At 62.5% G+C, this 11,679-nt stretch carries 16 protein-coding genes; 12 read left to right on the top strand and 4 right to left on the bottom strand.

Annotated elements, in window-relative coordinates; translation table 11 throughout:
* The first annotated feature begins 46 nt into the window (after positions 1–46).
* Entirely contained in the window at positions 47–493 is a 447-nt protein-coding gene (locus tag X728_RS157370) for a hypothetical protein (RefSeq protein ID WP_023673457.1), read from the top strand.
* A 97-nt stretch (positions 494–590) separates the two neighbouring features.
* On the opposite strand, the gene X728_RS157375 is transcribed toward X728_RS157370, so the two are convergent.
* Positions 591–1,181: a TetR/AcrR family transcriptional regulator gene (locus tag X728_RS157375; RefSeq protein ID WP_023831129.1), complete on the bottom strand. Its 591-nt coding sequence runs from the start codon at positions 1,179–1,181 to the stop codon at positions 591–593.
* 95 nt (positions 1,182–1,276) lie between these two features.
* Between X728_RS157375 and X728_RS01000000166555 the strand changes: the two genes are divergently transcribed.
* The 4 genes from X728_RS01000000166555 (at position 1,277) to X728_RS157385 (ending at position 3,711) form a co-directional block, all read left to right on the top strand.
* Positions 1,277–1,627, top strand: coding sequence for a hypothetical protein (locus X728_RS01000000166555; protein ID WP_348625632.1), 351 nt, complete (start codon positions 1,277–1,279; stop codon positions 1,625–1,627).
* The gene (locus X728_RS1000000172260) at positions 1,624–1,803 is read left to right on the top strand and encodes a DinB family protein (protein ID WP_348625631.1); all 180 of its coding nucleotides are present in this window, start codon (positions 1,624–1,626) and stop codon (positions 1,801–1,803) included. The genes X728_RS01000000166555 and X728_RS1000000172260 overlap by 4 nt, the downstream gene beginning before the upstream one ends.
* 581 nt (positions 1,804–2,384) lie before the next feature.
* Positions 2,385–2,774, top strand: coding sequence for a hypothetical protein (locus tag X728_RS157380; RefSeq protein ID WP_023673454.1), 390 nt, complete (start codon positions 2,385–2,387; stop codon positions 2,772–2,774).
* Positions 2,775–3,114: 340 nt separating this feature from the next.
* The gene (locus tag X728_RS157385) at positions 3,115–3,711 is read left to right on the top strand and encodes a glutathione S-transferase family protein (RefSeq protein ID WP_023689091.1); all 597 of its coding nucleotides are present in this window, start codon (positions 3,115–3,117) and stop codon (positions 3,709–3,711) included.
* A 63-nt stretch (positions 3,712–3,774) separates the two neighbouring features.
* On the opposite strand, the gene X728_RS157390 is transcribed toward X728_RS157385, so the two are convergent.
* Positions 3,775–4,425 (bottom strand): outer membrane protein, encoded by a 651-nt coding sequence (locus X728_RS157390; RefSeq protein ID WP_023684724.1) that lies wholly within the window; start codon positions 4,423–4,425, stop codon positions 3,775–3,777.
* Positions 4,426–4,835: 410 nt separating this feature from the next.
* On the opposite strand from X728_RS157390, the gene X728_RS157395 reads away from it, so the two are divergent.
* From X728_RS157395 to X728_RS157420, 6 genes are all read left to right on the top strand, one after another.
* Positions 4,836–5,600, top strand: coding sequence for an SDR family oxidoreductase (locus tag X728_RS157395; protein WP_023701905.1), 765 nt, complete (start codon positions 4,836–4,838; stop codon positions 5,598–5,600).
* On the top strand, positions 5,597–7,672 hold the full coding sequence (gene uvrC, locus X728_RS157400) for an excinuclease ABC subunit UvrC (protein ID WP_023831128.1): 2,076 nt from the start codon (positions 5,597–5,599) through the stop codon (positions 7,670–7,672). The genes X728_RS157395 and uvrC overlap by 4 nt, the downstream gene beginning before the upstream one ends.
* Positions 7,673–7,842: 170 nt before the next feature.
* Positions 7,843–8,439 (top strand): CDP-diacylglycerol--glycerol-3-phosphate 3-phosphatidyltransferase, encoded by a 597-nt coding sequence (pgsA, locus tag X728_RS157405; protein WP_023831127.1) that lies wholly within the window; start codon positions 7,843–7,845, stop codon positions 8,437–8,439.
* A 1-nt stretch (position 8,440) separates the two neighbouring features.
* Positions 8,441–8,698, top strand: coding sequence for a molybdopterin converting factor subunit 1 (moaD, locus tag X728_RS157410; RefSeq protein WP_023831126.1), 258 nt, complete (start codon positions 8,441–8,443; stop codon positions 8,696–8,698).
* 4 nt (positions 8,699–8,702) lie between these two features.
* Complete coding sequence (locus tag X728_RS157415; RefSeq protein WP_023733882.1) at positions 8,703–9,176, top strand: molybdenum cofactor biosynthesis protein MoaE; 474 nt, start codon at positions 8,703–8,705, stop codon at positions 9,174–9,176.
* Positions 9,177–9,245: 69 nt separating this feature from the next.
* Entirely contained in the window at positions 9,246–10,013 is a 768-nt protein-coding gene (locus X728_RS157420; RefSeq protein ID WP_023831125.1) for a YbaY family lipoprotein, read from the top strand.
* A 2-nt stretch (positions 10,014–10,015) separates the two neighbouring features.
* Here the strand turns inward: X728_RS157420 and X728_RS157425 are convergent, their stop codons facing one another.
* A complete protein-coding gene (locus tag X728_RS157425; protein WP_023689086.1) occupies positions 10,016–10,495 on the bottom strand; it encodes a cupin domain-containing protein in 480 nt (159 codons plus the stop codon).
* A gap of 64 nt (positions 10,496–10,559) precedes the next feature.
* On the opposite strand from X728_RS157425, the gene X728_RS157430 reads away from it, so the two are divergent.
* Positions 10,560–11,015 (top strand): MarR family winged helix-turn-helix transcriptional regulator, encoded by a 456-nt coding sequence (locus tag X728_RS157430; protein ID WP_023693942.1) that lies wholly within the window; start codon positions 10,560–10,562, stop codon positions 11,013–11,015.
* A gap of 76 nt (positions 11,016–11,091) precedes the next feature.
* Here X728_RS157430 and ndk read toward each other — a convergent pair whose 3' ends face one another.
* A complete protein-coding gene (ndk, locus tag X728_RS157435; protein WP_023673443.1) occupies positions 11,092–11,514 on the bottom strand; it encodes a nucleoside-diphosphate kinase in 423 nt (140 codons plus the stop codon).
* Positions 11,515–11,679 lie beyond the last annotated feature (165 nt).

Raw genomic sequence — 11,679 nt, 5'->3', positions numbered from 1 at the left:
CCGCCGAATCCGCAAAGTGGGCGCAGTCGACCTTTGAGAGGCTGCCATGACTCGCTTTGCCAAATCCGCTCTTGCTGCCCTGATTTCGCTTTGCACGCCGCTGGCCGCACCCCTCGGCCAGCCAGCGCAGGCCGCCGATCTTTCCGTCTATTCCGACGAGGACAGCGGCGTTTGCGGCGAGGCCTGGGTGCTAAGCAAAATCTCCAGCCGCTTCTCCTACCAGGTGCATCACGTGCCGCATCTGCCGGATGTTTCGATCACCGATTTCCAACGCATCCACCAGCATCGCTATCTCCCGGCCAGCGAAGAATGGCCGATCGGCCGCCGCTATTGCGGCGCCACCGTCAGCCTTTCCGATGGCCGCGCCCGCACCATCTGGTACTTGATCGAGGAAGGCCAGGGTTTTGCCTCGATCGGCGACAATGTCGAATTCTGCGTCTCGGGCTTCGACCGCTGGATGGTCTACAACGGCCGCTGCCGCGTCCTGCGCTAAGGTCGGATAAGAACCGCCGTTGAACCTGCTATCTCCCCGCAAGGGGGAGATCTGATGTCGCTCCGGTTTCGCCAATCTCCGAACTGCTGCCGCTGCCTCACATCGCCTTCCCACCAGATACGTAAGCGCAGATCAGCTCGACCAACTGCTTCTGCAGTTCCGGCAAGTCGAGCATGTCTCGCCGCGCGGCATTGTGGATGACGCCCTCGACCGCTGAGGACAGCACCCGGGCCACGGTCTCATTGTCCTTTCTGCGCCTGCGATATTGCGCCACCGCCGCCGTGTAGTGATCAAGATAGCGCGACTGGAACGAGGCATGGGCGGCGCGTGAGCCGCGATCGCCCGGCGCCTCGTCGAGCAGCACCTGATGCAGCGTCGGATAGATGCTGTGCGCATCGATCATGCCGCGCACCAGCTCCTGCGCGAATCGCTTGAGCGGCTTGTCGCCTTCTGCTGATTCGGCGATCACCGACAGCACCTGATCGAAATGTCGCCGGCGAATTGCTTCGACCAGCGACAGCTTGTCGGGAAAATATTGATAGAGCGAGCCGATGCTGACGCCGGCCGCATCGGCCACCTTGTTGGTGGTGAAGCCGGCCCAGCCGAGCGCGCTCAGAACATGAGCACCGGCTTCGATGAGCGCCTCGACCGTCGCTCTCGAACGCGCCTGGCGCGGCTGCTTGCGCATGCGTGAGCGCGGCTTTGCAATGCGAGTAGACATGTCTGCTCCAGCAGCCAAGAATATAGGTAACATACTCACATTTTTTGGAAAGGATACAGACCATGGACGCGCTGGATTTGCTCCGCAGCCTCTACGTTTATCAAATCTGGGCGAATGGTGAATTGCTGGAGAAGCTTGCGGGCCTCGACCAGCAGGAGCATGTCGATCAGCGTCACACAGCGACCCGTCTCATCAACCACAACCTCGTCGTATCGAAGATATTCGCCGCGCATCTTTCCGGCACGCGTCATGGCTATGCGTCCGACAACACCGTGGACACACCGGCACTCGATGAATTGAGCGCTGATGTCGCTGCGATGGATCGTTGGTATCTCGACTATATCGGAGCCGTCTCGCCAAAGCTCATGTCAGAGCCTGTGCCTTTCACCTTCACGATGGCGACAGGGCGATGATGTCACGCCAGGAAATGCTGACCCATGTCGTCACGCATGGCGGCTATCACCGCGGCGAGATCGGGCGGATCCTGATGCAGATCGGCATTGCGCCGCCGTGGGATACGTTTGCCGTCCACCTCCACCAAGCCGAGCCTTCGCGCCGGCCGCAGGTGCGCGAGCGGGTTGGCGTTTAGGGCCTGCACCTCTTGGCTTCCAAGGGATCGCGGCTTCCCGGGAGGAAGATTCCCCTATCTTTCGTTTCCCATTTCCGTTGGGCATCTCTTGCGCCGAAGCTGGCGATCTCCCTTCTCGTCTGGGAGACGTCCGACACACAACAGGCTGTCCTTCAAGTGCTGTCTTTCCTGGCTTCCATCCAACCACTTTCGATATACGAGCAAAAAGCTCGTGTTTAGTTTAGTGCTGTTCCTGCAACCGTGGGGATGAAGCAAGATCAGCCTCTGCGGTGCGATGATTGTTGCCATCCGATAGGTCGCCGATGACCGCGTGAGATCGACGGCGTTGCAAGAGAATGTGAGCTTGACGAAAAGATCGTGTGAGTCTCGATATCAGAGATTTCTCTCGCAACAGTTCGCTGCGAAGCGGGAAGAGTCTTTGCCGATTTCTGTGCCGATGATTGCGATAATGCTCTCAGCGTAACCGAAACTTAATTTGCGAAATTCTATGTAATGCTTCGCTGGCTAGATACGCACGAGTCAGATATGCATTAGCTCGCCGGGTCACTCACGGCCATCGGCACAAACGCAAGGGGCATCGCATGGCAAAGACCACGACGAAGGCGCCGGCGGCGAAAGCGCCGGCAAAGAAAGCGGCACCGAAAGCTGCCGCGAAACCTGCAGCAGTAAAGAAGGCAGCACCGAAGGCAGCGGCAAAGCCGGCTGCCAAGGCAGCGGCAAAGCCGGCAGCTAAGGCAGTAGCAAAACCCGCCGCCAAGGCAGCAGCGAAACCCGCCGCCAAGAAGCCGGCCGCCAAGGCTGTGGCGAAGCCTGCTGCGAAGGCAGCAGCCAAGCCCGCCGCCAAGAAGCCGGCAGCCAAGGCAGCGGCAAAACCCGCCGCCAAGGCTCCGATGAAGGCCGCCGCCGCCAAGTCGACGGCCGCTGTGAAGAAGGCTGCACCGGCCAAAAAGCCAGCCGCCAAGAAGAAGTAACAGCGGTCCATCTCAAAGCTCCCGGGAACTTTGCCGACTGGCAGATTCCCGGGAGCTTTTTTGTTGTGATTTAGGTCTTGTTTTGATGCATGTCGTTCTCTCGAAATTGACGCCACTTCTGTGAGACATGCATGGCGATTTCATTGTCGGCGGATTGGCCGCCTGGTTTTGCCCTTCTGGCAGTTGCTCCCTCAGGGAAGATCGTCCAACACTAAGGCGGTCGCATTCGATGGGGTTCAGGCGACACGCTCTAGACCTTTGTTTTACGCGCGTCGTTCTCAAGACCGGAATCGCATTTTTGAGCGACATGCACTGGCCGTCCGAAAACAGGGAACCGATCATGCCGAAGCTGCTCTACGCGTCCTCATCCCCCTACAGTTCCAAGGTGCGCATGGCAGCACTCCATGCCGGCATTGCCGTCGAGCTCGTTCCGGTCAAGACCGAGGACAAGCCTGCTGAACTGATGTCAGCCAATCCTCTCGGCAAGATTCCGGTGCTGGTGCTCGACGACGGCCGCTCGATCCATGACAGCCGCGCGATCACTCAGCATCTCAACCGCGCTTCGAAGAGCCTGTTGTTGCCGCGCAATGCCGACAAGCGCCTCGAGGCCGAAGTGCTGGAGGCGCTGGCCGACGGCATATGCGACTGCGCGCTGTCGATGGTCTATGAGCGGCGCACGCGTCCGGAGGAGATGGTCTATCAACCCTGGCTCGATCGCCAGTGGACCAAGATCACCGCCGCACTCGATTTCCTCAACGCCAATCCGCCGAAGCTGCCGAAGAAGATCACGCTTGGCCAGCTGGCGTTGCGTGCATGCCTCGGCTACCTCTCCCTGCGCTTCGCCGGCAAATGGGAAAAGGGCCGCGGCCGCCTGACCCGCTGGGCAGCGCGTTTCGATGAGAAGTTTCCGGGGCTGAAGGTGGCTGTGCCGGCCTGACGGGCGAAACAAAAAAAGCCGGGCGCGAGGCCCGGCTTTCTTGTGTCGTGGCTTGAACGACAGTTAGAACTTCATACCGACGCCGAAGGTGACGCGGTTGTCGCTCTCTTTGACCTTGGTGCCGACACTGTCGAAGCTTTTGGAACCGAAGTCGGTGTAGCGGTACTCGACACGGCCGAACACATTGTCGGTGATCTTGATGTCGGTGCCGACGCCGGCCGTCCAGCCGAGCATGGTGTTGCTGTCGCTGTCGCCGGGGACCGAGACCTTCTGGTTCTTCAGGGCGCCGCCGCCGGTGCCGTAGAGCAGGATTTCCGGGGTCACGGCGTAACCCAGACGGGCGCGCAGCGAGCCTTCGAAGCCGCCCTTGGAATTGACGCCGCCGCTGTCACCCTTGACGCCATTGTAGCCGAGATCGGCTTCAGCACCGTACACGAAGTTTTCCTGCTGCCACTGGTAGCCGCCGAAAACGCCGCCGACAAAGCCCTTGGTCTTGATGTCCGGGCCGCCGTCATGGACTTTGGCATGACCGCTGAAGCCGTAGCCGGCGCTGAGACCGGCATACGGGCCGGCCCAGGAAGCGACGGGGAGCTCGGCGATCGGGGCCGGCGCCGGGGGCTCTTCCGAGACGACATCGGCAGCAAAAGCGGTACCGCTGAGGGCGAAGAGCCCGAGCGCAACCGCGAGCGGCGCGAATTTGAGATTGGTTTGCATTGTTGTTTACTCCTTAAGCCACAAGACACGTAGGCTTGTTTGTCCTGAGCGCCATCAACCCGTCCGGGGGTGAAACGGATCTGGCACTCAACGGTTCCGAATGTCGTGTCAAAATGCGGCGGCAGCGAACCTGAAAATGGGTCATTCCCCGGCACGAATGAGGCCGAAGCTTGACGTTGCATCTTCGCAACAGCGAAATGTCAGTACGCAGGCGATGCTGCACTGCACTCGGCTTGGTGCAACGGGTTCAGCGTCCTATATTGCGGTCCTGCCGACCCGAATCCGGGGCGGTGCCGGCGGCGAAAAAGCCGTTTCGCCACATTCCTGCCCCAGGTGGAAACGGCATTTAACCCCTGGACGCGTCACAATGTGCCGCTAGCCGAATTGAGGCGCAGATTGAGGATTGACAGATGATCGAAGCCGCCGGAACGGCGCTGGTGACGGGCGGGGGGAAGCGGATCGGCAAGGCGATCGTCGAGGATCTGGCCGCGCACGGTTTTGCCGTCGCCATCCACGCCAACCGCTCGACCGCCGAGGCCGACGCGCTGGCTGCGAGCATCAGGGACGGAGGCGGTCGCGCCGGCGTGGTAGCCGCCGATCTGACCGACATGGATGCGGTTGGCGATCTCGTCGGCCGCGCCGCGGCAGCGCTCGGCCCGGTCACGCTTCTTGTCAACAATGCGTCGCTGTTCGTCGACGATAGCGTCGAGGACTTCGACTGGGCGGCATGGGACCTTCACTTCGCCATCCATGTGAAGACGCCGGCGCTGTTGGCGCAAAACTTCGCCCGCGCCTTGCCGCAAGGGCAGGAGGGGCTGATCGTCAACATCATCGACCAGCGCGTCTGGCGGCCGACGCCGCGCTATTTCTCCTATGCGCTGTCGAAGTCGGCCCTGTGGACGCAGACCGAAATGCTGGCACAGGCGCTCGGTCCGCGCATCCGCGTCAACGCCATCGGTCCCGGTCCGGCGCTGAAGAATGCCCGCCAGGACGATGATGATTTCCAAAAGCAGGTCGATGGCCTGATTCTGAAGCGCGGCCCGCAATTGGCCGAATTCGGCGCCACCATCCGCTATCTCTGGGAGGCGCGCTCGGTGACCGGCCAGATGATCGCGCTCGACGGCGGCCAGCATCTTGCATGGCAGACGCCGGATGTGACAGGCATGGTGGAATGAGTCCCGCAGACCAGAAACACAAGACGCGCGCCGGCGCCGCCGACGCTATGCCGCCCGAGATCAACCTTGAGGATGAAGCGGTCGAGGAGATCGTCGAGCCCGAGGCCACCGGGCCCGATGTCGCCTTCACAGCGATAGACTGGGCGCCGCATGCCGGCGACGCCGACGGCATGGTCGGCGCCGAGGTCATCCAGACATTGGTCAAGCGGCTGCCCAATGCGCCCGGCGTCTACCGCATGATGAACGCCGCCGGCGACGTGCTTTATGTCGGCAAGGCGCGCAGCCTGAAGAAGCGGGTGACCAACTACGCGCAAGGCCGGTTCCACACCGCCCGCATCGGCCGCATGGTGCGCGAGACATCGACGATGGAGTTCGTCGTCACCCGCACCGAAATCGAAGCGCTGCTGCTCGAGGCCAATCTCATCAAGCGCTTGCGGCCGCGTTTCAATGTGCTGATGCGGGACGACAAGTCGTTCCCTTACATCCTGTTGACCGGCGATCACGTCTCGCCCGGCATCTACAAGCATCGCGGTGCGCGCTCGCGCAAGGGGGACTATTTCGGACCTTTTGCGTCGGCCGGCGCGGTCGGGCGCACCATCAATTCGCTGCAGCGCGCCTTCCTGCTCAGGAGCTGCACCAACTCCTTCTACGAAAACCGCACCCGGCCGTGCCTGCTCTACCAGATCAAGCGCTGTGCCGGTCCCTGCACCGGCGAAATCTCGCATGGCGACTATGCCGAGCTGGTCAGCGAGGCGAAGGATTTTCTGTCGGGCCGCAGCCAGAAGGTGAAGACTGAAATCTCTGCCGCCATGCAGCAGGCCTCGCAGGAGCTCGATTTCGAGCGCGCCGCCATTTATCGTGATCGGCTGGCAGCGCTGTCGCATGTGCAGAGCCATCAGGGCATCAACCCGGCCACCGTCGACGAGGCCGATGTCTTTGCCATCCATCAGGAGGGCGGCCAGGTCTGTATCCAGGTGTTTTTCTTCCGCACCGGCCAGAACTGGGGCAACCGCGCCTATTTCCCCAAGGCCGATCCGGCACTGGAGGGGGCGGAAGTGCTGGGCTCGTTCCTGGCGCAGTTCTATGACGACAAGCCGACGCCACGGAACATTCTGCTGTCGCGAGGCGTCCAGGATCAGGAACTGCTGGCCGAAGCGCTGTCCACCCGCGCCGGCCGTAAAGTGTCGATCTCGGTGCCGCAGCGCGGCGAGAAGAAGGATTTGACCGACAACGCGCTGCAGAATGCCCGCGAGGCGCTCGGCCGCCGGCTGGCCGAAACCTCCACGCAAGGCCGGCTGCTCGCCGGCTTTGCCGAGACCTTCGGCCTGCCGAAGCCGCCGGTGCGCATCGAGGTCTATGACAATTCGCATATTATGGGCACCAACGCCGTTGGCGCCATGGTCGTCGCCGGGCCGGAAGGGTTTGTGAAGAACCAGTACCGCAAATTCAACATCCGCTCGACCGAGATCACGCCCGGTGACGATTTCGGCATGATGCGCGAGGTGATGGAACGGCGCTTTTCGCGGCTGCTGAAGGAACATGGCGATGTCGTTCCCGACGACGCGGCAGCCGGTGGAGCAGGCGACGACATCGAAGAAGACATCTCCGGCAGCTTCCCGGCCTGGCCCGACGTCATCCTGATCGATGGCGGCCAGGGCCAGATGAGCGCGGTGCGCAAGATCCTCGCCGACCTCGGCATCGAGGATCGCGTGGCGGCCATCGGCATCGCCAAGGGCCAGGACCGCGATGCCGGCCGCGAGCGTTTCTTCGTCAGAGGCAGGGACTCGTTTTCGCTGCCCGTCCGCGATCCCGTGCTCTATTTCGTCCAGCGGCTGCGCGACGAGGTGCATCGCTTCGCCATCGGTTCGCACCGCGCGCGGCGCAAGAAGGAATTGGTCAAGAGCCCGCTCGACGAGATCGCCGGCATCGGTCCCGGTCGCAAGCGCGCGCTGCTGCTGGCCTTCGGCACTGCTAAGGCGGTCAGCCGCGCGGCAGTCGAGGATCTGGTCAAGGTCGACGGTATTTCAGAGCAGGTCGCCAAGCTCGTCTACAATCATTTCCATGAGAGCTGAGCGCCGGTGACGCCGCTGTCCCGATGAAATGGCAGCAGCCGTTCTTTTCTCGCAGGCCACTCGAATCCCGGCAATCGCGCGCTATTTTCGTCTGGCCAATCGAATCTCGCCTGTTGACCCCCTACATCCGGTTCTGATTTGAGTACGCAGGCAGAAAGAGTCCCTGAGATATGGCCAAGCGCGCGTTCAACCTGCCTAACATGCTTACCTATGCCCGCATCGTCGCGGTGCCGCTGGTGGTGCTGTGCTTTTTTCTCGAGGGGCATCTGAAATCGAGCGACTTCGCCCGCTGGTCGGCGTTGATCATCTTCCTGCTGGCTTCGATCACCGACTATCTCGACGGCTATCTGGCGCGCGCCTGGCAGCAGACGTCCAACATCGGCAAGATGCTGGACCCGATCGCCGATAAACTGCTGGTCGCCACCTGCCTGCTGCTGCTCGCCGCCGACACCGACCGCCATGCCGGCATCGCAGGCTGGTCGCTGTGGGCGGCAATCATCATCCTGTGCCGCGAAATCCTGGTTTCGGGGCTGCGCGAATATCTGGCGGCATTGAAAGTCTCGGTGCCGGTGACGCAGCTGGCCAAATGGAAGACCGCCATCCAGATGGTCGCCATCGCCTTCCTGCTGGCCGGGCCTGCCGGCGACAAGATCTTGCCGCTGACCACGCAGACCGGACTGGTGCTGCTGTGGATCGCAGCCCTCGTCACGCTCTACACCGGCTACGACTATTTCCGCGCCGGCCTCAAGCACATCATGGACGAGTGAGATGTCGACCAGGCTCATTTATTTCGCCTGGGTGCGCGAACGGATCGGCAAGCCGGAAGAGGATGTCGAACTGCCCGCCGGTATCGTGACGGTGGCCGACCTCCTGCGCTGGCTGAAATCGCGCGGCGAGGAATATGGGCACGCGCTGCAATATCCTGATGTAATCCGCGTCGCCATCAATCAGGAACATGTCGAGCATCGCGAAAAGATAGCCGGCGCGCGCGAGATCGCGCTGTTTCCGCCGATGACCGGGGGCTGACACCATGTCCGGCGCGCCGACGGTGCGCATCCAGCGCGACGATTTCGACGTTGCCGCCGAGATCGCGAAACTGACCGAGGGTCGCGCCGACATCGGCGCCGTGGTGTCCTTCTCAGGACTTTGCCGCGACGAGCAGGGCCAGCTGTCGGCCCTGGAACTCGAGCACTATCCCGGCATGGCCGAGGCCGAAATCACCCGCATCGCCCGCGAGGCACTTCAGCGCTGGCCGCTGCAAGGGCTGACCGTCATCCATCGCCACGGCAAGATCGCACCGGGCGAAAACATCGTGCTGGTGGTGGCAGCGTCCTCGCACCGGCAGGCGGCGTTCGAAGCGGCCAATTTCCTGATGGATTTCCTGAAATCGCGTGCACCCTTCTGGAAGAAGGAGCACCGCGTGGACGGCACCGATGGCGGCTGGGTCGAGGCCAAGGACGCCGACGACCAGGCTGCGGCGCGCTGGAAGGCGCGGCCCGAATAAATCTCGGCGCAGCCATGTATTGACTGCATTCCCTTGGCCAAATCGCATCGGCAAAAAGGGAGCAAGGGCATGCTGGACAGGATCGCCGAGTTCTTCATTTTCGGCTTTGTGCCGCTGGTTATCGGCGTTCTGGCCGTTCCCGAGCCTTCCGTCGCCGCCGAGAAAACCCTGAAGGGCGAGGTGATGTATCGCGAGCGCATCGCGCTGCCGCCCAACGCCGTGCTGTCGGTTCAACTTGCCGATGTATCGCTGGCCGATGCGCCGGCCGCCATTGTCGGCGAGCGCAAGGTAGCGCCGGCCGGCCAGGTGCCGATCAAGTTCGAGATCAGCTTCGATTCAACGGTGATCCGGCCCAACATGACCTATGCGCTGCAGGCGCGCATCACCGCCGACGACAAGCTGCTGTTCGTCACGGACTCGCGCTATCAGGTCGATCCGCTCAGCGACGCGCCGCAGGCCATTGTGCTGAAAATGGTGGCGCCGAGCGACAAGCCGACCTCGGCCTCGCTGTTCGGCCAGAGCTGGCTGGTCGAGTATATCGACGGTATCGGCGTGATTTCGGAGCCGCAGGCGACGTTCCGGGTCAGCGAAGCCGGCAAGGCGGGCGGCAGCGGCCCGTGCAACGCCTATTTCGCCACCGCCAAGGTCGATGGCGAGACAATCGTCATCAACGACATCGGCTCGACCTACAAGGCCTGCGCGCCGGAGATCATGGCCGAGGAAAAGGCGCTGTTCGAGGCGCTCGCCAAGGCGGCGTCATACCGTGTCGATGGCGGCAAGCTGATCATCGCCGACAAGGACGGCCGTGACATTTTGCGATTCAACGCAGCGAGCTAAGATCAAGACTGCGGCGGCGGCGGGGGCGCCGGCGTCAGGCCGAACCGGCGCATCAGGTCCATCAGCCTGGTGCGGTCTGGCGGGCCGCCAGTGCTGAAGATGGCGAAGGCCTCGCGAAAATAGTCCGGGCCGATCGCCGCCGGCGTCACCACGCACAGCACCTTGGCGGTCGCGGCGGTGTCGTTGTCGAAGCGGTGAACCGCGCCGCGCGGAATGCACAGCGCCTGGCCCGGCCCGATATCGTGCCGGTGTCCGTCGACGGTCAGCATCAGCACGCCTTCGATCCCGTACATCGTCTCTTCATAGTGATCGTGGCTGTGCGCCGGGGCGGGCAGGCGCTGCGAGCCGGCGACGGTCAGTTCGAAGGCGGCGATGCTGCCGTTCGACTGGTCGCCGGTAAGCAGGAAGCGCACGGCAAGGCCGCCATGGCTGATTGTCTCGTCGGCCGGATTGACGCTGATCTGGCTAGCTCTGTCTAGCATTTCACCCTCCCATGTGGTAAATTGGATTTACCGAAATGAGTAAACTCAATTTACCCGAGTGTCAATGCCATTATCCAGGGAAGAAACGCCAAAGAAGCCACCGCTGATCGGTGCACTGCTGCGCGTTCCGGCCATGGCCATTCACCGCAAGCTGATCAGGGATCTCAGGGCGTCGGGTTTCGAGGACCTCAGCCCGCCGCATATGGCGGTGATCCAATATCCCGGCCCGGATGGCCTTCGGCCGAGCGCGCTCGCCGAGCGCGCCGCGATGAGCAAGCAGGCCATGAATCAACTGCTGAAGACGCTGGAAGCGATGGGTTATATCACTCGCTCGGCGGCACCCGATGAGAGCGGCGGGACCGTCGTCCACTTCACCGACCGCGGGCGCGCCGCATACCAGAAGATGGCCGACATCCTGCTCGACGTCGAACGGGAATGGGCCGAGGAACTGGGCGAGAAGCGTTTCACGGAGCTGAAAACGCTGCTCGGCGACCTCTGGGACACGCCGCTCATCCGTTGAAAGCGGCAGCCGGGACCTGACCAAAGAAAAAGGCCGGCGAAGTGCCGGCCTCTTGCATACATTGGTTCGCGTCGGCTCAGCCGACGATCTCGGTGTCGGAGAACCAGTACTTGATCTCCTGCGCGGCGGTTTCCGGCGCGTCGGAGCCGTGCACGGAATTCTCGCCGATCGACAGCGCGTGCACCTTGCGGATGGTGCCTTCGGCGGCGTTGGCGGGGTTGGTCGCGCCCATAACTTCGCGGTTCCTGGCAATGGCGTTTTCGCCTTCCAGAACTTGCACGATGGTCGGCGCCGACGACATGAATTCCACCAGTTCGCCGAAGAACGGACGATCCTTGTGGACGGCGTAAAAGCCTTCGGCCTCGCGGCGGCTCATCCACACGCGACGTGAGGCGACGACGCGCAGGCCGGCCTCTTCCAGCATCCTGGTGATGGCGCCGGTAAGATTGCGCCGGGTCGCGTCCGGCTTGATCATGGAAAAGGTGCGTTCGAGCGCCATGGGGTCGTCCTTGTCTTGAGATGGAAAGTCTTGAGATCGGAATGTGGAGTGGCGGGCTCTATACAAGCCGCCCGGCCCATTGCCAAGGGGACGCGCCCCGGCAGCGTTATTCGACCGCGACCGCCCGCATGGCTGTTCGCAACGCTCTGGTCAAAGGCAAGGCTT

The sequence above is a fragment of the Mesorhizobium sp. L103C119B0 genome, from assembly GCF_000502235.1.
Lineage (GTDB): Bacteria > Pseudomonadota > Alphaproteobacteria > Rhizobiales > Rhizobiaceae > Mesorhizobium.
Note: the sequence above shows the minus strand (reverse complement) of the source record. Positions and strands in the feature narration are given on the sequence as shown.